22 protein-coding genes and 1 pseudogene are annotated in these 22493 nt (G+C 63.0%); 11 read left to right on the top strand and 12 right to left on the bottom strand.

The genetic code is table 11. The features are described from left to right. Positions 1-4: 4 nt before the first annotated feature. Both ACFPOB_RS01120 and ACFPOB_RS01115 read right to left on the bottom strand, forming a co-directional pair. Positions 5-1363, bottom strand: a complete 1359-nt coding sequence (locus ACFPOB_RS01120; protein ID WP_377795205.1) for an esterase-like activity of phytase family protein — start codon at positions 1361-1363, stop codon at positions 5-7. 259 nt (positions 1364-1622) lie between these two features. Beyond that, positions 1623-3917, bottom strand: a complete 2295-nt coding sequence (locus ACFPOB_RS01115; protein WP_377795203.1) for a tetratricopeptide repeat protein — start codon at positions 3915-3917, stop codon at positions 1623-1625. Between the two features lie 406 nt (positions 3918-4323). Between ACFPOB_RS01115 and ACFPOB_RS01110 the strand changes: the two genes are divergently transcribed. Then, positions 4324-4485 (top strand): hypothetical protein, encoded by a 162-nt coding sequence (locus ACFPOB_RS01110; RefSeq protein ID WP_377795201.1) that lies wholly within the window; start codon positions 4324-4326, stop codon positions 4483-4485. Positions 4486-4596: 111 nt separating this feature from the next. Here the strand turns inward: ACFPOB_RS01110 and traA are convergent, their stop codons facing one another. Further along, positions 4597-7758: a Ti-type conjugative transfer relaxase TraA gene (gene traA / locus ACFPOB_RS01105; protein WP_377795199.1), complete on the bottom strand. Its 3162-nt coding sequence runs from the start codon at positions 7756-7758 to the stop codon at positions 4597-4599. 264 nt (positions 7759-8022) lie between these two features. On the opposite strand from traA, the gene ACFPOB_RS01100 reads away from it, so the two are divergent. From ACFPOB_RS01100 to ACFPOB_RS01090, 3 genes are read left to right on the top strand one after another with little or no spacing between them, the layout of a single operon-like run. Further along, positions 8023-8346, top strand: coding sequence for a mobilization protein (locus tag ACFPOB_RS01100; RefSeq protein WP_377795198.1), 324 nt, complete (start codon positions 8023-8025; stop codon positions 8344-8346). Next, positions 8346-8588, top strand: coding sequence for a hypothetical protein (locus ACFPOB_RS01095; protein ID WP_377795196.1), 243 nt, complete (start codon positions 8346-8348; stop codon positions 8586-8588). Before ACFPOB_RS01100 ends, ACFPOB_RS01095 begins: the two co-directional genes overlap by 1 nt. After that, the gene (locus ACFPOB_RS01090; protein WP_377795194.1) at positions 8588-10030 is read left to right on the top strand and encodes a type IV secretory system conjugative DNA transfer family protein; all 1443 of its coding nucleotides are present in this window, start codon (positions 8588-8590) and stop codon (positions 10028-10030) included. The genes ACFPOB_RS01095 and ACFPOB_RS01090 overlap by 1 nt, the downstream gene beginning before the upstream one ends. A gap of 257 nt (positions 10031-10287) precedes the next feature. Here ACFPOB_RS01090 and ACFPOB_RS01085 read toward each other — a convergent pair whose 3' ends face one another. The 5 genes from ACFPOB_RS01085 to repA form a co-directional block, all read right to left on the bottom strand. Further along, on the bottom strand, positions 10288-10716 hold the full coding sequence (locus tag ACFPOB_RS01085) for a type II toxin-antitoxin system VapC family toxin (protein WP_068184790.1): 429 nt from the start codon (positions 10714-10716) through the stop codon (positions 10288-10290). Next, on the bottom strand, positions 10713-10967 hold the full coding sequence (locus tag ACFPOB_RS01080; RefSeq protein WP_068184785.1) for a type II toxin-antitoxin system Phd/YefM family antitoxin: 255 nt from the start codon (positions 10965-10967) through the stop codon (positions 10713-10715). The genes ACFPOB_RS01085 and ACFPOB_RS01080 overlap by 4 nt, the downstream gene beginning before the upstream one ends. A 144-nt stretch (positions 10968-11111) precedes the next feature. Continuing rightward, positions 11112-12341 carry a plasmid replication protein RepC gene (repC, locus tag ACFPOB_RS01075; protein WP_377795192.1) on the bottom strand — a complete coding sequence of 410 codons (1230 nt, stop codon included), beginning with the start codon at positions 12339-12341 and terminating at the stop codon, positions 11112-11114. Between the two features lie 179 nt (positions 12342-12520). Then, entirely contained in the window at positions 12521-13537 is a 1017-nt protein-coding gene (repB, locus tag ACFPOB_RS01070) for a plasmid partitioning protein RepB (protein ID WP_377795191.1), read from the bottom strand. Then, positions 13534-14748, bottom strand: coding sequence for a plasmid partitioning protein RepA (repA, locus tag ACFPOB_RS01065; protein WP_377795190.1), 1215 nt, complete (start codon positions 14746-14748; stop codon positions 13534-13536). The genes repB and repA overlap by 4 nt, the downstream gene beginning before the upstream one ends. 337 nt (positions 14749-15085) lie before the next feature. Here repA and ACFPOB_RS01060 point away from each other — a divergent pair, with 337 nt between their 5' ends. Further along, entirely contained in the window at positions 15086-15328 is a 243-nt protein-coding gene (locus ACFPOB_RS01060) for a type II toxin-antitoxin system Phd/YefM family antitoxin (RefSeq protein WP_377795188.1), read from the top strand. After that, the gene (locus tag ACFPOB_RS01055; protein WP_377795186.1) at positions 15325-15792 is read left to right on the top strand and encodes a type II toxin-antitoxin system VapC family toxin; all 468 of its coding nucleotides are present in this window, start codon (positions 15325-15327) and stop codon (positions 15790-15792) included. The genes ACFPOB_RS01060 and ACFPOB_RS01055 overlap by 4 nt, the downstream gene beginning before the upstream one ends. A 179-nt stretch (positions 15793-15971) precedes the next feature. Here ACFPOB_RS01055 and ACFPOB_RS01050 read toward each other — a convergent pair whose 3' ends face one another. Beyond that, positions 15972-17618 (bottom strand): ParB/RepB/Spo0J family partition protein, encoded by a 1647-nt coding sequence (locus tag ACFPOB_RS01050; protein ID WP_377795184.1) that lies wholly within the window; start codon positions 17616-17618, stop codon positions 15972-15974. Between ACFPOB_RS01050 and ACFPOB_RS01045 the strand changes: the two genes are divergently transcribed. Both ACFPOB_RS01045 and ACFPOB_RS01040 read left to right on the top strand, forming a co-directional pair. Next, positions 17617-17862: a DinB/UmuC family translesion DNA polymerase gene (locus ACFPOB_RS01045; protein ID WP_377795182.1), complete on the top strand. Its 246-nt coding sequence runs from the start codon at positions 17617-17619 to the stop codon at positions 17860-17862. The genes ACFPOB_RS01050 and ACFPOB_RS01045 overlap by 2 nt on opposite strands. Next, entirely contained in the window at positions 17862-18080 is a 219-nt protein-coding gene (locus ACFPOB_RS01040) for a DUF4113 domain-containing protein (protein WP_377795180.1), read from the top strand. Before ACFPOB_RS01045 ends, ACFPOB_RS01040 begins: the two co-directional genes overlap by 1 nt. A 26-nt stretch (positions 18081-18106) precedes the next feature. On the opposite strand, the gene ACFPOB_RS01035 is transcribed toward ACFPOB_RS01040, so the two are convergent. Continuing rightward, positions 18107-18724, bottom strand: coding sequence for an acyl-homoserine-lactone synthase (locus tag ACFPOB_RS01035; RefSeq protein WP_377795179.1), 618 nt, complete (start codon positions 18722-18724; stop codon positions 18107-18109). A 514-nt stretch (positions 18725-19238) separates the two neighbouring features. Between ACFPOB_RS01035 and ACFPOB_RS01030 the strand changes: the two genes are divergently transcribed. Beyond that, entirely contained in the window at positions 19239-19757 is a 519-nt protein-coding gene (locus ACFPOB_RS01030; RefSeq protein WP_377795178.1) for a ParB/Srx family N-terminal domain-containing protein, read from the top strand. 49 nt (positions 19758-19806) lie between these two features. On the opposite strand, the pseudogene ACFPOB_RS01025 reads toward ACFPOB_RS01030, so the two are convergent. Further along, a pseudogene (locus ACFPOB_RS01025) lies at positions 19807-20448 on the bottom strand (Y-family DNA polymerase). Then, positions 20393-20749 carry a LexA family protein gene (locus tag ACFPOB_RS01020; RefSeq protein WP_377795176.1) on the bottom strand — a complete coding sequence of 119 codons (357 nt, stop codon included), beginning with the start codon at positions 20747-20749 and terminating at the stop codon, positions 20393-20395. The pseudogene ACFPOB_RS01025 and the gene ACFPOB_RS01020 overlap by 56 nt, the downstream one beginning before the upstream one ends. 219 nt (positions 20750-20968) lie before the next feature. Here ACFPOB_RS01020 and ACFPOB_RS01015 point away from each other — a divergent pair, with 219 nt between their 5' ends. Next, the gene (locus ACFPOB_RS01015; protein ID WP_377795175.1) at positions 20969-21355 is read left to right on the top strand and encodes an ArsR/SmtB family transcription factor; all 387 of its coding nucleotides are present in this window, start codon (positions 20969-20971) and stop codon (positions 21353-21355) included. A 31-nt stretch (positions 21356-21386) separates the two neighbouring features. Beyond that, a complete protein-coding gene (locus tag ACFPOB_RS01010; RefSeq protein ID WP_377795173.1) occupies positions 21387-22352 on the top strand; it encodes an arsenic resistance protein in 966 nt (321 codons plus the stop codon). The last annotated feature ends 141 nt before the right edge of the window (positions 22353-22493 follow it).

Genomic DNA, 22493 nt, shown 5'->3' with positions numbered 1-22493 from the left:
CTTCTCATTTGGCGTCGAGTAGGTCCTTGACCGAGAGCAGCACGAGCTCGTTGTCGTCGGCCTTCTTCGGGTCGCGCGAGGAGGAGAAGGGCAGGTTGTTGTCGTTGCCGACGACGATGATGCCGTTGGCGCGGTCCACGACGTCGACGTTCTCGATGGTGAAGAAGGGGAAGGGCAGCACGCCGTCGATCGCGCCCTGCACGGCCTTCTTGTCGGGATCGGCGATCTTCATCAGGTCGATGAAGCCGACCTTACGCACGGCCTTGCCGACATTGGCGTCGGTCATCTCGATCTTCACAATCCGCTTGAACTTGGCGAGGTCGTGGAAGCAGTCCGGGCCGCGCTGTCCGGTGGCGCAGGCCTTGTCGGCGGTGCCTTCGCTATTGTCGCGCTCGATGATCAGCGCGGTGGTGGCGTCGATCATGTTGAAGTCGCCGATGGCCAGCCCTTTCTGCTCCAGCGGGAAGAACCAAGAGCGACCGGTCCACTTTTCGGCGGCGACGTCAAACTCGAGGATGCGCAGGACTTCCTTGCCATCGACCTCCTCATTGCCCTTGGTTTCCGCGTTCCAGAGCGGGCCTTCGAGCAGCGGATAGAGGAAGCGCCCGTCCGGCGACTGCGCCATGCCCTCATAGCCCTTGGAGCGGCGGACGTTGAACTCGACCGGCAGGTTGGGGGCGCCCGGCGTGGTCACCGCGAAATGGTCGGGCGAGCGGGCGGGCTTGCCGTCGACCATCGTTTCGAACACGGCCTCTACCTTGCCGCTGGCGTCGACGCGGATCAGATAGGGCCCGAATTCCTCGCCGATCCAGAACTTGCCGCCGATCGGCTGGATCGACTCGGGATCGAAATCCGAGCCGGTGAGGTAGCGCTTCTCGGTGCCTTCATTGGCGATGCGGAACGGCACCTTCTTGTCGGGATCGTGCAGGAAGGTGGTGGCCGTCCGCTCGATCTTGCCACCCGCGAAGTCGGCCTTGATGCGGTGGAAGAACAGCATCGCATCGGGAGAATTGGCCTTGGAGCCGAAGCCATTGTCGGTCAGCACCAGGAACTCGCCGTTGCCGAGCGAGCGGATGCCGGAGAAACCCTGCACCGGCTGCCCCGCGAACGGCGTGGACAAGCCCGTCGGGCGGCCGCCGGATGTGCCCATCACCGTGCCGACCGTCTCGACGCGCTTGCCCGGCGTGGTGAACTTGCCCGAGACCTTGAGGTCGGCGGGCGCGTCGGCGGGGGCGGCGACCATGGTGTTGGCCGGCAGCAGCGCATGGCCGAGAAGCTTGGCCGGAAACTCCTTCTGCGCGTCCTGCGCGCCGGCAAGCATGGTCGAGGAGAGCAGCAGGGCCGCGGTCAGGGAAAGGCGCATGGAACGCTCCAGGTTTTGGGGGCAGACCGGAGCGTTTGGCGGTCCTGCATCTCACTGCGACGACGAAGCGGTGACGGTTGAGTGACATCGCCAGCCTGTCATTCCTGAACCGCTGCTTCGCAGCGCCCCTAATCCAGCGCGAGAACGCGTAGGGGATGCGCTTTCTCAGCCGATCTCAAGACAGTGTCGTTCTCGAGGCCCCCGAGACGGCGCTCAGCAAGCCATCAAGAACGCTTCACCTCAGTAAAACGAACGAGCCTTAAGGCACCTCACTGCAGGAAGCTCGTGGCGAGAGGTTATGCGCGTTGTCGGCGCGCCTGGCCCAGATCCGATAAGTGTCCCCAAACGTGTTCGGGTAATGGTTCTCAAAGTCATGCCAAGCTGCAGGTGAACGAATATCTGCTTTATCAGCGTGGTCGGCTTCAAATCGCGCGCGGTCGAGCGGGTTGGCAAGTTCAAGTCCCAGAAACTCCAATCCACAGCTTTGGAGCATGCTGCCAATCTCAATAAGGGTAAAGCGGTGTTCCTCAACGTGAAAGATCATGTCGCGGCATTCTGACAAGGTCCAAAAATCCGAAGCCGGGCTGATCAGCATGCCCAATTCCGGGCGCGCCGCTTGTATTATAATCGCTCGGCGCCCCGCCCGCACGCCCGCCGGTTCCGCCGGCAATCCTTGCTCTGCAACGAAGTGCCGGCCTGCAACGACACTGGACCGCGCCAGTTCGCTATAGAGACCTAGGAACATCAGCCCGTTTGGTGCGAGAAGGCTAGCAAGAATGCGCAATCCAGTCTCAGGATCGCGCATATGATGCAGCACGCCGAAGCACTCGATGAGATCGAAGCGTTCGTCGAGATCAAAGAGGTCAAGAATATCGGCATGGAGGTGCCGCACCGAATCAATGCCAAGATCTGCGAGCTTGCGCATGCCATAGGCCAAGCTGCTTCGGCTAATATCCACGGCAAGCACGGAGGCGTTTGCGTAGGTTTGGATGACCTTCATGGTCTGAACGCCCGTCCCGCAGCCAGCGATCAGGATTTGAGGCCTATCGGTCCTAGGAAGTTCATTGGGTTGAACGTGTGGCAGAGCCGACGAAATCACATCTTGCAGCGGCCGCGGTGCGCCTATTTGACACCGGGTCCATCGCGGATAGGGACTTTCCTCATACTGGGCCTGCACCGCGAGCGAGACGGTATCGCGAATGGGCTTGAGAGATGCCACGCTCGCGGCAAATTCATGCTCTCTTGCCGGCTCCGCAATCTGCTCGCAGACGAGAGCCTGCAATGGCTCCGGGGCCCCGTCGAAGTTGAGGAGACCTGCGTGAGTTCGGTGGAGCCCCATATAGCAGGCCAGAACGGCAACCCGCTGCCAACCGACTTCACCGCCGACAAATCCCCTTGGCTCACAGCAAGCGCGAAGGGCCGCCAACGCGGTTTCCTCGTGCGGATCGGTCCAATAAACGTATTCGTTTAAAAAGCATTGTCTGGCCAACGCGCAGATGAAGTCCAATTTTTTGCCGCATGCCTCTTTGGTACCCTCTGATTCGGCCATGAGCAGGTCACGACGGATGCGTGTCAAGACCAGTTCCAGACCGACATCGGGTATTGGCGTAGCCGTTAAGAGCGCAAGGAAGAGCGCATCGCACCGAAGGGCTTCGATAACCGTCGCGCTTTGTGCGATGATGTCATCGGCAGCTTGAGGATTTGCAAGCAAGCGAGCACACAGGGCTTCAACCCGAAGGTCGTGCTTCAGCGCGACGACGCCTGCGGTGGCGACGAGGCGCGGATCAATGTCCTCGCGCTTGAGAAGCTCGATTAGCACGGTCCGGAAGCGTTCACCTTCTGGCACAGCGTTTACATTGAGCAGGCTGATGGCAAGCAGGTGCCAGAATCTGGCCTCACCTGGTGCACAGGCGATCGCGTCAGTCAGCGCGGCAAGACCTTTTGGCACCTCTCCGGCGTCAATCCAAGCCTTACCAAGATTGGCGCAAAGACCTGCCCTAGCGTCCGACATGTGTGCGGGGGTAGATTGGAGCGCCGACCCAAAACAAGCGGCCGCTGCATAAAACTCGCCGCAATGGAGAAGGAGAAGTCCCAAGCCGTTCAAGCAATGTGGAAGGTTCGGGTTGAGCGCCAAGGCCGTTCGGTAAGCGTGTGCGGCTTCTGACGAATGCCCGAGCGCCCGCAGCATTTCACCCATCTGACCGTGCGCCTCGGCAAAATCGGGGCGTAGACGGGCGGCCTTTCTAAAATGACGCAGGGCCGTCTCCAGCGCACCCGCACGCCGATGAGCCTCGCCGAGGTTGAAATGAAGGAGAGGCTCCTTGGATTGTGTCGAGCGGACCCGCTCGAAGAAACCGATTGCTTCATTCGGCTTATTTCGGCTTAGGGCAACGCAACCGAGTACGTTGAGTGCACTGGGCTCCTGAGGACGCATCGCAAGCGCGGACAATGCCTCAATCTCTGCCTCATCGCACCTGCCGGCATTCAAAGCTTGGATTGCCCGTCGAACTGCCGCTATTGCTGGAGACGCTGCTGAAGACGAGATAGCGGTCATTGCACGGCTTCCCATTTGCTTCGATAACCAATGCAGCGCGACAGTTGCGGCATAACTCGTGTGCATCAAGCCTTATCTACCAGGATAAAACGCCACAGCCGTGCTTGCCAAGTCGGATACAATCCGCACCCCGCCTCTACCAGTGCGCTTATAGAATTCAGACAAGCATTGACGGATAGCACATCTTTCAGGCGATGTTCATCAACATTTTGTACCCTATTACCGCGTAAGGAGTATGAAAAATGATTCCTAGTCTAAAATGGCTCATCGTGACCGTCGGGATTTTGGGTGCCGGAGCGCTTATCGCCGGACCAGGCTGCGGCTTTCCATCATGGTGCTCCCCATACCGAACATCATGGTGAACGTCCCATTTTCGATCGGGATAGGCATCATCAGGAACGGAGCTATGAAGACCAAGGAGGGCACCGGAGCCCTCATCATCGTGGCTGCCGAGAAGTCGAGTATCAGGATCGCCACGGTAGATTTGGCGTTAGAACAGTCTGCGATTGATGGCCTACCTTTCAACTGGGTCAGCACTTTTACGACGGCGCCGAGCGTCGGGGTGTAGCCGGCAACGCCTCGACGGCCTGACGTAAGGTCGCGACCTCAGCTTGCAGCGCGGCAAACGCCCGCGCCGCATCATCCTCCCCGGGCTGCATCCGACCGTCACCCATCACGCTCACCGCTCCATGCCCTTGTCGCGCTCGCGAACGTGCTTCTCGGCCTCAAGCTCGCGCGCCGCCTTACCTTGACCTGTCATGCCAGCGCCAGCCTCCAAGCCCCGCGCGGCAGCCTCCCGCTGCACCTGCCGCTGCCGCTCGCGATCCATGCCTGCAACGAGCTGCGCGGCGCGCGCCGGCCCGGTCAGCTCGGCCATGGCGCGCTGGCTCAAGCTCTCATGTTTGAGAACCAACGCCATCTCCTGCGTCGACCCCGGCCGAGCCCTGTCCATGGCAGCCCCGGCGCTCCGCAGCGCCAGTTTCTGATGCTCGAGCACCGGCAGATCGGCGGCGCGCATGCGGGCGGCATCTTGATACGCGCGGGCATAGCCCTCGACGGCCGCCAGAAGCTGCACGCGCGCCGCGGCAGAGCCCGACGATGGGGCGCCTATGCTCGAACCACCCGACCGCTCCGGCGCCGCGCTAGCCCGCTCCTGCGACTCGCCACGACCCGCCCCGAGTTTGAGCCCGGCAAACATGCTGCGCTTGGCTGCCGGCGTCTCCGCGCCAGTATCAGCGCGATCAGCACCTTCCCCGCCGGCGACACGCCCCTGCGCCTCGCCGCGATCACCACGCCGATCGGCAGCCGGCACGTTCGCACCGGATTCCCGCGCAAGATCCCCGCGCGGTTTTTCGCCGCCCGGCCGCTGACGCCCCTGCCCGCCGCCGCCGCGCTCGACCTCGATCTCGCTTTTCACCCCGAACCGCTCGGCGATCCCCCGCCGCTCGGCAAACCCCTGCGCGTAATCGAGCGTGGTCTCCTTCGATCCGTCGCGGCCGAGCCGAGTCGTCAACGACTCCATCCCGCCCTTGAACTCGTCCCGGCCGGCATAGAGCGTCGCCTGATCGCGATGACGCGTCATCGAGACATAAGCCAGGTGCCGGTCCATCGTCCCCGACGCCATGACGAAGGCGCGATCGACGGTCGCTCCTTGCGTCTTGTGGATCGTGGTTGCGTAGCCATGGTCGAACGCGGCATAGTGACCCGTCGAGAGCGACACCGTGCGATGTTCTCCCCTGTCGCGCGCGGGTCCGTCGAGCCGGACCGTGATGACGTCCGGCTCGACGGACTGAACCGCCCCCAGCATCCCGTTCTTGACGCCAAGCTCGCGATTGTTCTCCAGGAACACGATGCGATCGCCGGGCGCGAAGGACCGCTTCCCGTCATTCGTCTCGAACACCTGCTCGCGCCCAAGCCGACCCTGATCCCCCTCCCCGCGCGCCAGCTCGCCGGCGTCCTGCCGCGCCGCACGGATGTCGGCATTCAGCGCCCGCACATCGACCCGCCGATGCGCCATCGCGACGCGGGAGCCCTCGGGCCGCTCGGCAACATCCGCCATGTAGTCGGCGACGATCGCCGCCCGCGCCGCGTCTCGCGTCTCGCTGAACCGGACGCCGCCACGCTCCGCATAAGCGGAAAGACCTTCGCCCGTCCTGTGTCGGGCAAGGTCGCCGGACGCCTCGCGCTGCCAGTCCTCGCGCTGCCGGCGGATGTCCTGCAGCTCGGCGAACCCGACCCGCTCCGCGATCGCGCGGAACGGCGCCCCGGCCCCGATCGCCTGCAACTGCTCCTGGTCCCCGACCATGACCAGTTTTGCACCCGTGCGCTCCGCCTCATCCACAAAACGCGCAAGCTGACGCGATCCGACCATGCCGGCCTCGTCGATCACCATGATGTCCTTGGGCCCAAGCTCGCCGCGCCCGGCTTTCCAGCCATGCTCCCACGACGCCAGCGTCCGCGACGATATCCCGGACGCCTCCTCCAGCCCCTCGGCTGCCTTGCCCGATAAGGCCGCGCCATGAACCGCATAACCCTGCCGCTCCCACGCATCCCGCGTGGCGGCCAGCATCGTGCTCTTGCCCGCGCCGGCCAGCCCGACGACGACCGCGATCTGCTCCCCGCCGGTGACATGCTCGACCGCCCGCCGCTGCTCGTCGCTCAGACCCGCCGAATCGATCGCAACATCCCGATCGGATTCCGACATGACGCCGCGCGCAACCTGGCCGGTCGCGTCTGCCGCCACCCCACGCCGGATCGCATCATCCTGCACGGCCAAAGCCGCATCGACATTCGCCCCGTCGACCCCATGCGAACGCGCCTCGCTCATCCGCAACGCCCCGTCCGCCATGCCGCGCTCAAGCGCGACCATCTCCTTCGTCGAGTATTTCGCCAGCGTGATCTCGCCGTTCTGATCGACGCGCTCCGCCTGAAGCTCGACCAGGGCGTCTGACGCCATCACCTTGGCGAACGCCGCCTGGAACGCCTCAGGCTGATCGATCGAGCGATGCAGCGCCCTCGCGACATCATGCCGATCGAACACGCTCTTCTCACCCGTGATCAGCGTCAGAACCTGCTCGGGCTTTTCCGCGATCAGATCGGCGTTGCGCCGCGCGGCATCCCCGTCGAGCCGGGTCCGCGACACCTCGACCCCACGCCGCTCCATCTGGGTGGCGAACACCCCCATATGCTCGGTCGGCTCGATCTCCAGCCCGCGTTCCTGATGCGAGCGGTGATCAATCCGCACGTCGAGCGCAGCACCGGCAAGCCGCTCATTGGCGACCTGCTCCCAGGACTGACGGATCTCCCGCATCTGCATCGAGGAGGTCGGCAGCCCCTGCGACAAGAGCCACTTGTTCTCCCGCTCGATCGAGGTCTTGTCCAAGAACCCCTCCGACCCGACAGCCCGCACCGTCATCAAGAGATGGGCATGATGGTTGCGCACATCGGTCTCGCCATGCGGAGAGTGGATCGCCACATCAACCGCCGTCCCGTAGCGATCGGCCAACCCCTGCGCAAAGCTCCGCGTGGCCTCCAGCCGCTCTTCCGCAGAAAGCTCATGCGGCAAGGCGATCTCGAACTCCCGCGCCACACGGGCGTCTTTCCGGGCCTCGGCCGCTTCGGCCGCATTCCACAATGTCGCCCGATCTTTCGCCCATTCAGCGTCCGACCCGCGCGGCAGCACGATCTCGGAATGCTCCACCCCGCCGCGCCGGGTAAAATCATGTGTGACGCCATCGCGCTCGTTGGTCAGTCGTTCGCCGGCGCGGTACGCCGCAGCCGCAACCGCGCTGCGGCCCACGCCGCGGCTGATCGGCTTCATGCTGAGATGGTAGATCGCCAATTCGTGGATCCCAGTTCCGCGATCACCGTAACAGGCGTGGAGTTGTGCAACAACTCGTAAGTGCGCACTTGAAGCATCATCCGCTACGCTTCTGACGCTTCTCGTGGTCCGCCTGCGGCACGCTTTGTGCTAGAGCGATCGGCGACGGGATTTGCATGTCGCGTGGTGTTGGTTTGGCTCGAACCGTTCCAATCTTTGCGCGCGGGGTTGGCTCGCCGCATTGTCGCCGTTAGAAACGGGCGCTCACTCTGACGGAGACGCCCGATGGCGAGACGATCGATCGAGGAGCGGCTGGCCCAGCTCGACGCCCAGCGCAAAACCCTGCAGGCGAGACTTGGCCGCCAGGAGCGCGCCAACGACACACGACGGAAAGTGCTGCTCGGGGCGCTGGTCCTGCAGCGGCTCGAGACCAGCAAGGACGCGGAGTTCGTCGATCGGCTGCGGGCCTGGCTTAAGCGCGAGCTGCCGGGGTTTCTGACCCGCGACGGTGACCGGACGCTCTTCCCAGACCTGATCGAGCTGTCGGCGACCGAGAAGGCTGCGGCTCAGGCCTCTGCCGAGCCGGCCGCTACTGGTGAGCGTGCCTGATGCTGGCAAAAGTCGCTTTCGTGAACATGCTGCGAGCGGCCTGGCGCGATCCATTATGGGCGCTGGGCTGCGCTGTGTTTGGACCCCTCGGCGCGATCCACTATGTCGCAAAAGTCGGAGCCATCGCCGGCATCGTCACCCTCGTCCTGCTCTTCACTGTGCATCTCGCCATGGACGCGATCGGTATGGCCCGGACCTGGCTCCATCTCGCCGGCAATCTGCTCGCCGGCCTGCTCGGCTGATGACGCTGGCGCGCTTCGCGGTGAAGCCGATGATCGAGCATTTCGGGATGGTCGATGACGACGCTACCCATGGCTCGGCCCGCCTCGCCAATGACAACGAAGTCTCGTCGCTGACGCGCGGCAAAGCCGGCCTGCTGATCGGCCGCGACCCGATCACCAAAAAGTTGATGCGCTATGACGGGCCGGCCCATCTCCTGACAATGGCGCCGACCCGCACCGGCAAGGGCGTCGGCACCATCATCCCCAACCTCCTCACCGCCGATCGCTCGGTCGTCTGCATCGACCCCAAGGGCGAGAACGCAATGGTCACTGCGCGCGCCCGGGACCGCTTCGGCAAGGTTCATGTGCTGGATCCCTTCGGCGTTACCGGCATCCCCTCATCCGCCTTCAACCCGCTGCATCATCTCGATCCCGACGACATCGATGTGGCCGAGGAAGCCGCCACGCTCGCCGACGCGCTCGTGTTCGACGCGCCAGGCGAAGCCGGCGAGGCGCATTGGAACGACGAAGCGAAAGCCCTGATCGGCGGTATCATCCTGTCGATCGCCGCTGACGAACCACGCGAGCGACGCAACCTCGCGATACTGCGAGAATGCCTCACCCTCGCGCCCGAAGCCTTCACCGCCCTGCTGAAGCGCATGCAGGCGTCGACTGCGGCCGGCGGGCTGATCGCCCGCGCCGCAAACCGCCATCTCGGAAAATCCGATCGCGAGGCTGCCGGCGTCCTCTCGGCCGCGCAGCGCCATACGCATTTTCTGGATTCGCCGCGCATGACGGCCGTGCTGGAGCGGAGCGAGTTTTCTTTCGCCGATCTCAAACGCCGCACCGCGACCGTGTTCCTGGTCCTGCCGCCCGATCGACTCGCGACCTATTCGCGCTGGCTGCGGCTGATGGTCACCCGCAGCCTCTCCGACATGGCGCGTGCGCCCTCCCCTGCCCCGGCAGGATCACAGGCCGCACAAGGCACGCCGGCGGAGCCCGTGCTCTATTTGCTCGATGAGTTTGCGGCGCTCGGCAATCTCGCACCCGTCGAGCGCGCCATGGGCCTCATGGCAGGCTACGGCGTCCAGCTCTGGCCCATCCTCCAGGACGTCCATCAGCTCCGCGCCACCTATGGCCGCCGCGCCGGCACCTTCCTGTCGAACGCCGGCGTCCTGCAGGTCTTTGGCGTCAACGACCATGACAGCGCCCGCCTCGTCTCCGACCTCACCGGCCAGGAGACCGTCGTCTTCCAGACCATGAGCCGCGCGCTTGATTCCGAAAAGTCCGGGATCTCCTATGGCGAGCAGCACGTCGCCCGCCCGCTCATGACACCCGATGAAGTGCGCAACATGCACCCCACCGCGCAGATGCTCTTCATCGCAAACCAGCGCCCCATCATCGCCGGCAAACTGCGCTACTTCGCCGATCGGGAGTTCGAAGGTCTGTTCGACCGTGGGTAACGCGCGATTCTGCGGGCGCTGGAGCGCGTGAAGCAGGTGGACCGGCGCCATGCGCCGGAAAGCTCCTGCATGCGGCCCTCTGGCTCTCTACGGCGCTATGACAAAGCGCGTTCGCCTCCGCGCCAGCGCGGCAAAAGCCGCGAATGTTCTTATCGTCATGATCTGGAACGGGTCGTTCCATCTTAACCAAAGAAACCCAGTATTGTCTTTGTCCGTCAAATGATCGCTAGCTGACCCTCAAAGCTGCGGCCCTGCACTCAGCGCTCCTGGTTCCACGGGTTAACGACGGTTAGCCCCATCGGCGCAAAGTCCGCCATGTTGCGCGTCACCAGGGTCATGCCATGTACGATCGCGCTGGCGCCGATGAAGGCGTCGCGCTCGGGGCGCGGGTCGGGCGCGTGAAGACGCGCGCAGGCGAGCGCCACGGCCCGGTCGATCAGAACGGTTCTTTCCGCGAATTCAGGCAGGACATAACCGTCCATCCAGGTGCGCAGCCGCGCGCCCTGCGCGACATCGCGGCGCTCGATCAACAGGATCCCGAGTTCAAGCTCCATCAGCGTGACAGCCGACACATAGAAGGTCGCGGCATCCACCGCCGACAACCAAGCCACTACGCGATCATCTGCCTTGCCGTCTCCTGCCTTGCGCAATTCGGAAATGACGTTGGTATCGAGCAGAAACATCAGGAGAACTCGGCCGGCCGCGGCAGATTCCGCATCGCCGGTGTCTCCAGCTCGATCTCCGCCAGGCCCGGCATGGCCAGCGCCTCGACGATGCTGCGCCGCGCGCCTGCCAGCCGCTGATAGGCCTCGTAGCTCAGCAGCACCTGGGTCGGACGGCCCCGGTTCGTGATGACGACCGGACCAGTCCGCGCCGCCTTCTGCGCCTCGCTCGCGTTCTGCTGGAACGCACGGCTCGAAACAGTCGTGATCGACATGGCAAACACCCCTCACAAGCGATGTTGATACATTAGAACATAGACCGCAGCTCGGCAATACGACGATGCCAACACGTCATGGACCAGTCGCGGATCAGCGAATCGCAATGCCTTTAGACATCGCTTGGCTGCGCCGCATCATCCTTACGCCCGCTTTTTCTCGCGCCGCCGGCTGCCGATCAGCGCCATCAGCATCGGCCCGAGCGAGAACTCGGCCGCTTGCGCCTTTCGCGTCAGCTCGCGCAGATAGCCGCCTGCGCTGGAAATCGCCTCGCCGCGCTGCAGAATGGCCGCCACGATGATCGAAGCCTGGACCTCGTCCATGACGCCGATGGCTTCCTCCCAGGCGCTCGGACTGATCCCAAGCATCGGCCGGACCATAGCGACAGTCGCCAAAAAGTCGCGCCAGTTCGCGATCCCGCCCTTCGAATAGTCGATCAGGTCAGGACAGGCGTCCAGAACCATTCCCAGCGGGAACGATCCTTCCGGCACCCGCTTCGTTTCCGGCACGATCTCCAAACCAGCCCCCCTGCTTTCTGGAAAGCGAGGTTCAAGATCAATAGGGGAGTCTGGCTTTGAATTCTGTATGTGGCGCTCATCGTGAGACTCATTGCCGCTCATATTTTGAGTTTTAATATGAGTTTCCAACAGGTTGAGGATTTCGTCGGCAAGCAGCGACAGCTCATCGGCGATTGGCTCGAGTGCAAGGCGGGTCGCGCTACGCGGAATCCGCGCCATTACGCCGCGATAGAGCTGGTGGATCTCGGCCCAGTCGGCCGGCCCCTGCCCTGCTGCCTGCGTCGGAACGCCTTCTTCAATCCCCGTCGCGATCATCTTGACAATGTCGCGCCGGCAGATCGTGACCCGCTCGCGGACCAGGCGCAGCGCCCGGGCTTCGGCCTCGACGTCGGCCGCCAGCGCTTCGAATTCTTCCGCACGCACGACCAGTGGGGCCAGATCGAAACCGAAGGCGAACTCGATCTCCCCTGTCCTGCCCTTGCGGGCGTAGCGCTTGCCGTTGGGGCTGTCGCGCCGGACGATCAGGCCGGCATCGACCAGGGCCGCAAGATGCCGCCTGAGCGTCGCCATCGGCATGCCATGCGCCCGCAGGCTGAGCTGGTGGTTCGAGGGAAAGACGATCAGGCCTTCGCCGGTCAGCACCGTCTCCGGGTGGAAAGACAGCAACGCGTCCAGGACGGCCAGCGCTCGCTCGGGCACGCCGAGAGCATTCTTGGCCGTGCAGATCGCCCGGAAGATGTTCCATTTGTGAACCGCCTTCTCTAGCGGTCGTGCTTTTGCGACAGCCTGGCTGGCCACATGGGCAAGGGTCAGCGTTCGCCGCCCAAAGGGCGTCGTCGAGAGTCGTGATTCCATTGTCTTTCACCTAGCGTTAGGCAAAAGAAACCCGCCACCAAACGGCGTTGAATCTCACATGAGACTCTTGACGGCGATTCGCGGAAGTGCGATTCTCTGCTTGCTTATGAACGGAGAAGGGCTTCCGAACGCTGTTTGGGGGCCTTTTTCTTTTGCGGCCTATCGGATTTGGGTCTGACTTAGCTCGAAGGCTCCTTTGCTAGTTCGAACTGGCGATGTAGTTCGGACAATCGTGCTGCAACAAATTCCCCGAACTCTAGAGAGCCTTCTGCGTCCACGACCACGGAAAGCGTGGTACTTGTCTTTTCCACGGTCGCAATCTTCTGTCCCGCCGCTCCCTTGATGACGATGCGGTGAGTCTTGGCTCGTGACTTTCGGGGGGCCAATTCATTGAAGAGTCGGACAAAGCGTCCGTCTGTATCTGCCTCCAAGAATTTCGGATCGGCTAATGCTTTACCCAAGCGAGACGAGTTCTTGAGCTCGGTTATACGCTCGGCGAGAGCCGTCCAACGAGGACGTCCTGCCTTTGGCGCAGGGCCAATCGCTAAGATAACCTCTTTTGGGATCGACTTACTGAGCGACAAAAGTCTTGATATCTGGGTCTTTTCCATACTTAGCGCCGACATAATAACGCTACGTTCGAAGCCCTGCTCTTCAAGGGTCAGTCCAAAAAGGCCCCGTTCGATATAGCTCAGATCTTTGCGAGCTGAATTCTCTTGCCCTTGGACGACGACCAATTCTTCGTCCGTCAGATTTTGAACAACCGCGCGCACTGGTCGCCCAAGCTTACCAAGGATCTTGGCGCGCCTATGCCCATAAGCGATCTGGTAGTAATCCGGCTTGTCTGGATGCGGTCGAACTAGAATCGGGCTTTTTTGACCGAAGTCCTTAATCGCGTTGAAGAGCGTGACGAACTCGGCGCCCTCGTCATCAAGGCGATCTTTCGCGAAAGAGCCTGTCAGCTTGTCTGTAGGAATTTCCACGACAGCCGCCCCGGATGCCACGAGTGCGTTCGCACGCTCCGCAGCCGTTGCGATTTGCCCTAGAGATCTACCCATAGCTCCGACAGCGCCAGATCTGACGTGCGAGATTGGAGGCAAAGCCTGTGAAATAGGAGCTTCCGGAGAAGAGTTGCCAGGTGGCAACTCTTCTGATCGGCGCGACAGCATTGCTTTCAGTGTATCCTTACGGCTCATGAAGCACGCCCCCAAGCCTGCTCGATGAGTCGCTCAATCTCTCCGTTCACGGCATCGAGGGACTCAATAGCGCGATCGTAGGTCTGCTTGGAAAAATTCTCTCGCCCGACCTCATAGAGAGTCTGCTTTGAGAGGCCTGCGTCAGAAACCGCAGTTGATTTCACCATCGTGCTGTTGAGCACCCGCTCTCTGAAGAGGGAACGCATGAAAGCGACCATCTGAGTTTGCGGCGCGTCAGCCGGCTCGAATCGGGTCACGACGTAACGGATGAAGTCGTAATCTAGGTCTCCACCAGAGCCCTGCACGACCTTTAGGATATCGGAGGCCATCAGCAGGAACTGGCACATCGACATGACGTCCAGCATCTGAGGATGCACGGTGATAAGAAGACCGGTCGCCGCACAGAGCGCCCCAAGTGTCAGAAAGCCGAGTTGAGGCGGACAATCCAGAATCATCACATCGTAGTTGTCGGCGACCGACCCTAAAGCGGTCGCGACTCGTCCGAAGAATGGCTCTGCATTGTGTTCAGCCAGCGCTCTCGGCGTATCGTGCTCGAACTCCATCAGCTCCAGATTTCCTGGAACCAGGTCGAGACCCGAGAAATAGGTTTTGCGAATGACATCCTGGAGTGGGAGACGTTCCTCACCGTAACGGACGGCAGCATACATCGTCTGGTTTGGCTGAATATCGTATTCCGGTTGATACCCATAAAGAGCGGTGAGGGAGGCCTGCGGATCGAGATCGACTGCGAGTACACGATAGCCGTGAAGTGCCAGGAATTGAGCAAGATGCGCAGCGGTCGTCGTTTTGCCAGACCCGCCTTTGAAATTAACCACTGCCATTACCTGGCAATGCTCGGTGTCGCTCCGATGCGGCACATAACGCTTACCCTTAGAGCCTTCTTCGAGCACTACGCGCAGCTCGTTGATCTGCTCGAGGGTATAAGACCGTCTCCCGCCAGCAATAATCGAAGGCTGGGGGCCCTTACCGCCAAGCGAAAGCTGGCGCAGATAGGCGTCGGCAATACCTATCAACTTCGCAGTCTCAACCGAAGAAAACGAGCGCAGGGATTTTTTGGAGACAGGGGGAAACAGCGCCTCTCGCATCGCGAGCAGCTCGGCAGAGAGCGCAGCACCGTCGCCAGCGATGACGTCTGTCATCAGCGGCTTTTGACCGGTTGCTAAAGTCTTTTCGCTACGTGCTTTCGCCATAACTACGCGATCTCATCCAACTACGGTTTTTCATCGTAGTCAGAAATGGCCCGAGTCGGCCTTGTTGGCAAGCGATTTAAGGTGAACTCGGATTTACCTATCTGGCATTTTGCCGTGTTGCCATGTGGCAACTCGAAGTGTGTCGGCCATTGGCGATCGTGACCCGCGCGTCATCCGGGATTTTTTCCGGGCAGGAACTGACAGATCGAGCAGGTGAGCAGTCAAGCCGGAGCCAAGAAAACCACTGGACCAGCTGTCGAATAACGCCCGAAGCGCCGATGGCCAATTTCTATTACACATGCTAAATGGTCACTGGTGACCACTAAGGACGTGCCGCATGAAAACCCTGCACCTCAAAGAGGCCAAGACGACATTCTCGGCCATCATCGAATCGGCACAACACGGCGAGCCGACAATCGTGACCAAACACGGCCGCCCGGCGGCTATGATCGTGCCGTTCGCAGATGGCCGCAAACTTTATCCCGATGACCGGCCCAGTTTCGCCGAACTGTTGCTCTCGATTCCACATGAACTCGAGATCGAGCGCGATCGCTCGCCGTCTCGCGAGATCGAACTGTGACGAACTGGCTGCTCGACACCAATATCGTCAGCCAACTCGCGCCGGACAAAAATGGTCAAGCGAAAGCTCCGAAGAATTTGAGCGACTGGATGCTGAGGAATTCCGATACCCTTTTTCTGTCGGCGCTCTCCGTCGTCGAAATCACGGCCGGCATCGAAAAGCTCCGTCGCGCCGGAGGCGAGCGACGTGCCATCGACTTGGGCAAGTGGCTCGGCCGAATCCTCGATGCGTACGACGAACGCGTTTTGCCGCTGGATGCGGAGGTAGCGAAGGTCGCTGGCGTCCTGACCGAAGAGGCGAGGGCCAACGGTCGCCATCCTGGTCTGTCCGACGTGCTCATCGCGGCAACCGCGCAGGCGCACGGACACGGGCTTCTGACCGACAACATGCGCCATTTCGAGCCGCTAAGTCTAAGCGTCCGATTGTTCAACCCTTTGCAGGACGACCTCCCGAATGCCGACTGATTCACGCGCCTCGGGCGGACAGGGGAGCGTGAGGGGCGGGTCTTTGGGGCGCCCCTGATCTGGTCCTGGGCGGGTCGATCCCGCGCAGGAGCAGTCCCCGCGGGCGAATACCGCCCGGGCCATGAGACCCGGACTGCTGCTTCGATCGGAGATGTCTGGCTCGCCAACGGCGCGGCTACTCACTCGGCCGCCATGGGCGTCGGCACCTCGTCCTCGACATCATCATGCTCGGAATCGGCGGCGTTGGCCTGATCAGCGCCGCGCGTCAGGAGCGGGGAGGGGAGCCAGCCCTTGCCGTCCAGTTCGCGTTCGGCCTGAGCGACAGCCTCGGCCTTTGGGCTGCGCTCGATCGCCTTGGCGGCATCCTCGGAGCATCCGGCCTCGCGCAGGATCGCGGCGATGGTCGATTTCGACAGGCGCGACAGGAACTCCTGTTCCGGGCTCCACCATGACCGCATGTCGAGATTGACGGCCTGCGCGATCTGGTTCGCCTGCGCGATACGACCGCGCCTAATCTCATGGCGCGCGGTGACCGCATTGAGGTTCGCCGCCGACACCACGGCGAGAAGGTCCGTCAGCGTCTCGATCGGCTGGTCGATCAGCCATGCCCAGAGATCGGCCTGATCGCCCGGCAGGCGGTAACCCCATGCCTCCACAATCTCGGTCCAGCCGGACAGCGCCCGGCAAGCCTCGGGCTGCCTGATGCTGAGGTCGAGCGCCTTGCGCTCACCCCTGACCTCGATGGCTGAGTGCATGTGCAGACCATGATGCCGGCCATAGAAGCTCGCCAGCACCAAGGGATGCAGCATCGCCGCCATCGCGATCGTCGGCCGCTGCGAAAGCTCCACCCGCATCGCGGCCGTGCGGATCGCCGTTAACTCCTCGATCAGCGTCGTGGAATACCCGCTCGGCTCCGTGGTGTCAGGCTGTGAGGGCAGGGCAGGGGCCTCACTGTTATCGTGATCGCCCTGCTCGCCGTGACACAACCGCTCCAGCGCCGGACGGTCCTCCGCCTTGACGAGGCCGCGCGTCACCTTCAGCGCGCCGTCATAGCCGATCGCGACAAGGCAACCGGCCAAGGCCTGTTCCTCGGGCGCAAAGCTCTCGGTGGCATCCCTGATCGCCTCGATACGCCGTTCGATTTCGGCAAGGCGGTCTTCGTCGGCCGCGATCTGCGGGTCGCCCTCGGCATGCGCTTCGATCTGCTCGGCCAAGGCGTCATAGCTCTCACCCAATGCCGCAAGCTCGGCCTGCTCGGATTCGGTGTGATCGCGGCGGCGGGGGTGGATGCGACCATAGCCGGCCTGATGAAGGCTGTCGGCCTCGATGCTGATCTCAGCCCATGCCCATCCTTCCGGCCGGACGGCATCGGCAACCGCTTGCAGCCGCTCGGCCGCCAGTTCCATCGCCAAGGGACGGTTGGTCAGGAAGGTCGCCTGATCCTGCGAGAACAGGTCACGCAGCACCGCCCCGCCGGCGGCCTCATAAGTCTCGATGCCGATGAAGCGCGCCAGCCTGTCGCTGCTGCGGATATGCTCGTCGGTCAGCACTGCCCGCAGATTGCCGGGGCTGCGGCTCCAGCCCTCGCGCCCGAACCATGCTGCTTCCTGCGCCGCATGATCGTCGCTGATCGCCAGCGCGCGGGCCTGCTCGATCGTGATGGCATCGCCGCGCATCTTGTCCAGAATGGCCGGCGACAGGCTGGCGAGTTTCAAGCGCTGGCGCACCGTGACAATGGACTGGCCGAACCGGCCAGCGATCGCGTCCGCCGGCAGCCCGTCTTCGACCAGCCGCTGATAGGCCAGCACCTCGTCCACGACATGCATGGCCTACGCGACACGCGCGGCCGAGAAACTGCGCCGTCACCGCGTCTCGGCCGTGCAGGGCTACGTGTTCATGCACACCAACAAGTTCAACGGTGACCCCTTTCGGCATGTCGGCAAGGCCCTCGCGTTCCTCGAGGTGACCGACGACACCCATGAACTGGTGACCGCCGCGATCGGAGCCGCCGCAGCCGCCTGGCAGGCGGGTTCCGGTACGCCAAGGCCGGGCTGGTGCTTACCGAGCTAATGCCAATCGAAACCGTGCAAAAAAGCCTGCTGGTCGGGTTCGACCGGGAGAGGCGGGCGGAGCTGATGGGCGCGCTGGATTCCTTGAACCAGCGCTACGGCCGGGGCACGCTTTATCCGGCCGCCGCAGGCGTGAAGCGGGACTGGCAGACCAAGTTCGAGCGGAAATCCGCCCGGTACACGACCCAATGGAGGGAACTGCCGACCGTGCCGTGTTGAGCACTACCTGGTACCCTGATCGCCGATCAATGGAGGGCGGCAAGGACTGGAGCAACGAGCCCCGCTTTTGTCCGTATCGAGTCTAGAGCTGCGGTTTTGATCGGCAGTAAGCCGGCGACCGCTACCGTCACTCCAAGCCTGCGGGGAGCGCCGAGCCGATCGAGCGGCCAGCCCGCGCGCCGCAAAATTCTCTCCATGCGTACGTCGGTGACAGTCGCGATGGATCGCAGATCACGAGCCCTCCCCCACTCCAGCATTCCAGCAAACAGCATGAAGGTGGCCTGCCTCAAACCTCCTTCGGTGATCGCGTCCGTGGCGGTTGTATCGACGCAGAAGCGAGAGCTTTCGGCAATCGAGTCGCAGTTCGGCGCGCTGCCGCCGTCGAGGAGCTCCGGGAACGTGTCGGCAAGCATGTTGGGCCCGGTGGTCGGAAGAAGGCGAACGGAGCCGAGCACCGAATTCCCCTCTTTCACGATCAGATAGCTGGCGTCGAGTGCGTCAAATCGATCCATCTCGAGGTCGCCAGTTAAGGAAACGGCCCATTCCAGGCGATCCTTAAAAACCTTTCGCCTCAACCGGTGCATGCCCATCAACAGTCCCATGTTTGGGCCGCTATTGGTTCGATTCATCTCCAAAACCTGCATGACTATCTCCGGATCTCGAAAGTGGGCCGGTCTGGTAGTTATCGAATTGGGCAATCTTGAGCCGCAGATCAGGCGATATTCGCGTTATGTGCGTCCCGGCTTCGCCGTGACCGGGCTCTACTCGGGGCCAGGGCCCCTCCCCGAGCCGCCGATCGGCGTCTCGGCCTTCGGTGACGATCCCTCGCGCGGGCCGGCGCCAGGCGCCGGCGATCGCCGCGCCGCTGGCGCGATGATGTTGCGCTTGGCGGGAAGAGAGGCGCGCGGCCCTCTCTCCCCAGCAAGAGCCAAATCGGGTCTCCCCATCCTTCCGCGCCGCTTGGGCGGCTTGTGCAGGACCGGGACGAGTATCCGCGTGCCGCGGCCCCTCGCCCGGCGCGTGCCGCGTGGGCGATCCCCCTCCCGATTTGGCTCTTGCCCCCCTCTCTCCCCGCTGCTCGCCGCGAAGGCAGAGGTGCAGGCGGACCTGCACCCTGCCGGGTGACGGGCCTACGGCCTCAGACAAGGAGAGAACACGATGACCACGACCACCACCGCGACGATCGGCACGCTCACTACGGCCTTCCAGCACATCGCTCTGTCGAAACTCGTTCCCAGCGCCGCCAATGTCCGCAAGGTCAACTCGACGGCTGGGATTGGCGAACTGGCCGACAGCATCGAGGCGCATGGCCTGATCCAGAACCTCACCGTCAGGAAGGCGGGCAAGGGCCAGAAGTTCGAGGTCGTCGCCGGTGCGCGTCGGCTCGCGGCGCTGCGGCTTCTGGCGAAGGAGGGCCGGATCGCCAAGAACATCGACATCCCCTGCAATGTGCTGGCGGCCGAGCGCGATACAGAGATCTCTCTTGCCGAGAACACGCAGCGCGAGGCCGCCATGGCCTCGCGCATCTCCGGGAACCGGACGATCGACCCGCCGAAGCTGCGGGTCACGGCGATGCCCTTGCGCTGCGGCGCCAGGGATTCCAGGGGGAGGCAGGACACCCCGTTCAGCTCCAGCACCATCCGCTCGCCAACCACCGTCAGCAGCTGGCGGGCGTGACGCGGCGCCATGTCCCGAAGCTGGCCAACGGTGCCGATTCCAGCCGCTGTCAGCGGCGCGGCCGAGGCCTTGCCGATGCCCCACAGGTCTTCCACGGGAATGCCTGGCAACAGGCTCTCGCGCAGCACCTCGTCGGTGAAGTCACAGACCCGTGAAGTTCAGGGTGGCTCTTGGCCGTCCGGTTGGCCAGCTTCGCCAGAGTCTTGGTCGGTCCGATGCCGACGCAGGTGGGGATGCCGGTCCATTCACGAACACTCGCGCGGATTTCCAGACCGTAGGCGGTGCGGTCGGTCTCCCGGATGCCGGTGATATCCAGGAAGCTCTCGTCGATCGAGTAAACCTCCACCTCCGGCGCAAACTGGTGATAGATCTCGTTCATGCGGCGGCTCATGTCGCCGTACAGGGTGTAATTGCTGCTGAACACGGCAACGCCCTCGGCTCGGCACAGGTCGCGGATTTAAAAAAACGGCGCGCCCATCTTGATGCCGAGGGCCTTGGCCTCCGGCGTCCGCGCCACGGCGCAGCCGTCGTTGTTCGACAGCACGATGACCGGCCGATCGCGCAGCTTCGGCGCGAACAGGCGCTCGCAACTGCAATAGAAGCTGTTGCCGTCACCAAAGCAAACACCCGGCCGGTCATGGCAGGCGGGGCTGATGCAATGTCCAGGTGACCACGCCCCACACCTCGACATCGGCGGTGTCGGCCAGGAAAAACACCGGCATGTCACGGTTGGCGAAGGAGAGGGTAGGGCGCCCGTCGTTCCTGAAGAGCTTCAGGCTGACCTCGCCATTGATCGACGCGACCACCACGTCGCCGTCGTGAATGCCGGTCTCCTTCATTGAATGCCCGGCAACCCGCCACAGGAACGTCGCGGCCCGGTTCGGCGTCAGGATGCAGGCCAGGTCAATCTCACCGTCCAGGAAGTCGTCGGCCCGGGAGGGGAATCCGGCACAGATGCGCGTGCCTGCTATCGGCCAGGGAGATATCGCCATGGGCTTTCGGTCCGAGCAACAGCAAGGCGGGTTGATTATCGTGACGCATATCTAGAACATCACACGAACATCATTCGCGTCGAGAGAAATCACCCGCGCGGTCGGCTTTGCAACCCTGGCCAGCTGCCCCGCCCGCGCTGGCCGGGGCCGTTTTCCCACTTGCGCCATCGGGCCGAGCAATGCATATTAATTCAATAATTATTGAATGGTTGAAACGTTATGGATGAAGCCAAGGCACTTGGGGCCTTTGCCGCGCTGTCTCAGCGCACCAGGCTGCGGATTGTCCGCCTGCTGGTCACGGCCGGAGCCGAAGGGATGGCTGCGGGCGCAATCGCGACCGCGCTCGATGGCTCGGCTGCGTCGAAGGTGTCCTTTCATCTCACGCATCTCGAACATGCTGGGCTGATCGTCAGCCGCCGCGAAGGTCGCTCGATCATCTACAGCGCGATCTTCCCCGCTCTGTCAGATCTGGTTGTCTTTCTTATGAAGGACTGCTGCGAAGGCCATTGCGAGGCCTGCGATCGCGCCATCGCGCTCTTCGCTAAGTGCACGGGGCGTCCGACCGCACTCGCGGAGCCTGCCCGCCGCAAGATGGTCTGCAACTGATCTTCCTGGCTGACTAGCAAGCGATGACGCCATGACCGCTCTCCGCGACCTTCTAGAAGCCCGGCAGGTGAGAATCTATTTCGCCACGATTGTCGCGGCCGTGCTGCTCTCGATCGCCGTGCCCGCGACGATCGTACTGGAGGCCGGTATCAATCCCGCTTTGGCGCTGATGCTGTTCGTCACCTTTTTGCAGGTGCCGCTCGCCGACCTCGGCCGGGCTTTATTGCAGATCCGCTTCCTCGGGGCGCTGCTGGCCGCCAATTTCATCGCGGTCCCGCTGCTGGTGCTGGGGCTTATCCAGTTCCTGCCTGCCGATCCGATGGTGAGGCTTGGCGTGCTGTTCGTGCTGCTGACACCGTGCATCGACTATGTGGTGACCTTTGCCCATATCGGCCGTGCCGACGCGAAGCTGCTGCTCGCCTCGACGCCAGCCCTGCTGGTGCTGCAAATGCTGCTGCTGCCAGTCTACTTCGGGCTGTTTCTCGGGCGCGATGCGGTAGACCTGATCCAGATGGGGCCGTTCTTGCACGCGTTCATCTGGCTGATCGCCATGCCGCTGGCCCTCGCGGCAATCGTCCAGCTCGGCGCCACCAGCAATAAAGAGGTGAGCAATATTGCCACTGTCCTCGGCCTGCTGCCGGTGCCTGCGACCGCGCTGGTATTGTTTATCGTGTTCGCGTCGGTGGTGCCGCAGCTCGGACTCGCGTTCGGAAGCGCGGTGCGGGCGGTGCCGGTCTATATAGCCTTTGCCATCGCCGCGCCGTTGATCGGTTGGGGTATCGGCCGAATGGGGGCCCTCGATGCTCCGGCCGGGCGGGCCGTCGCGTTCAGCGCCGCGACCCGCAACTCGCTAGTCGTCCTGCCGCTGGCGTTCGCCGTTCCCAACGCCATGCCTCTGCTGCCTGCGATCATCGTCGCACAAACGGTGGTCGAGCTTGTCAGCTCGTTGATCTACATGCGCCTCATTCCAAAATTAGGCGGCAGCGGTTCGGGCTAACCGTGAGATCGTTGCCTGGGTGACATCAAACCGTCTGGCCAGGACGGCCTGCGTCGCTGTTCCGGCGTCCAGCGCCTGCAGCGCCTCGTCTGGCTGATGGCGGGTAAGGGCGCCCGGCCTGCCCATGGGCTGACCTCGGGC

It is taken from the genome of Allobosea eneae, assembly GCF_042657265.1.
In the GTDB taxonomy this organism is placed as follows: Bacteria; Pseudomonadota; Alphaproteobacteria; order Rhizobiales; family Beijerinckiaceae; genus Allobosea; species Allobosea eneae.
The sequence above is the reverse complement of the archived record's forward strand: the minus strand, read 5'-3'. Positions and strand labels throughout refer to the sequence as shown.

What these genes read in the sequence shown, in the direction of transcription:
- ACFPOB_RS01100 (WP_377795198.1), top strand. Translation starts at nt 8,023, where the DNA reads ATGGCGAGACGATCGATCGAGGAGCGGCTGGCCCAGCTCGACGCCCAG.
- ACFPOB_RS01120 (WP_377795205.1), bottom strand. Translation starts at nt 1,363, where the DNA reads ATGCGCCTTTCCCTGACCGCGGCCCTGCTGCTCTCCTCGACCATGCTT.
- ACFPOB_RS01115 (WP_377795203.1), bottom strand. Translation starts at nt 3,917, where the DNA reads ATGACCGCTATCTCGTCTTCAGCAGCGTCTCCAGCAATAGCGGCAGTT.
- ACFPOB_RS01060 (WP_377795188.1), top strand. Translation starts at nt 15,086, where the DNA reads ATGAAAACCCTGCACCTCAAAGAGGCCAAGACGACATTCTCGGCCATC.
- ACFPOB_RS01015 (WP_377795175.1), top strand. Translation starts at nt 20,969, where the DNA reads ATGGATGAAGCCAAGGCACTTGGGGCCTTTGCCGCGCTGTCTCAGCGC.
- ACFPOB_RS01095 (WP_377795196.1), top strand. Translation starts at nt 8,346, where the DNA reads ATGCTGGCAAAAGTCGCTTTCGTGAACATGCTGCGAGCGGCCTGGCGC.
- repA (WP_377795190.1), bottom strand. Translation starts at nt 14,748, where the DNA reads ATGGCGAAAGCACGTAGCGAAAAGACTTTAGCAACCGGTCAAAAGCCG.
- ACFPOB_RS01080 (WP_068184785.1), bottom strand. Translation starts at nt 10,967, where the DNA reads ATGTCGATCACGACTGTTTCGAGCCGTGCGTTCCAGCAGAACGCGAGC.
- repB (WP_377795191.1), bottom strand. Translation starts at nt 13,537, where the DNA reads ATGAGCCGTAAGGATACACTGAAAGCAATGCTGTCGCGCCGATCAGAA.
- ACFPOB_RS01050 (WP_377795184.1), bottom strand. Translation starts at nt 17,618, where the DNA reads ATGCATGTCGTGGACGAGGTGCTGGCCTATCAGCGGCTGGTCGAAGAC.
- ACFPOB_RS01090 (WP_377795194.1), top strand. Translation starts at nt 8,588, where the DNA reads ATGACGCTGGCGCGCTTCGCGGTGAAGCCGATGATCGAGCATTTCGGG.
- ACFPOB_RS01035 (WP_377795179.1), bottom strand. Translation starts at nt 18,724, where the DNA reads ATGCAGGTTTTGGAGATGAATCGAACCAATAGCGGCCCAAACATGGGA.
- ACFPOB_RS01030 (WP_377795178.1), top strand. Translation starts at nt 19,239, where the DNA reads ATGACCACGACCACCACCGCGACGATCGGCACGCTCACTACGGCCTTC.
- ACFPOB_RS01110 (WP_377795201.1), top strand. Translation starts at nt 4,324, where the DNA reads ATGAAGACCAAGGAGGGCACCGGAGCCCTCATCATCGTGGCTGCCGAG.
- ACFPOB_RS01040 (WP_377795180.1), top strand. Translation starts at nt 17,862, where the DNA reads ATGCCAATCGAAACCGTGCAAAAAAGCCTGCTGGTCGGGTTCGACCGG.
- ACFPOB_RS01020 (WP_377795176.1), bottom strand. Translation starts at nt 20,749, where the DNA reads ATGGCGATATCTCCCTGGCCGATAGCAGGCACGCGCATCTGTGCCGGA.
- ACFPOB_RS01045 (WP_377795182.1), top strand. Translation starts at nt 17,617, where the DNA reads ATGGCCTACGCGACACGCGCGGCCGAGAAACTGCGCCGTCACCGCGTC.
- ACFPOB_RS01010 (WP_377795173.1), top strand. Translation starts at nt 21,387, where the DNA reads ATGACCGCTCTCCGCGACCTTCTAGAAGCCCGGCAGGTGAGAATCTAT.
- repC (WP_377795192.1), bottom strand. Translation starts at nt 12,341, where the DNA reads ATGGAATCACGACTCTCGACGACGCCCTTTGGGCGGCGAACGCTGACC.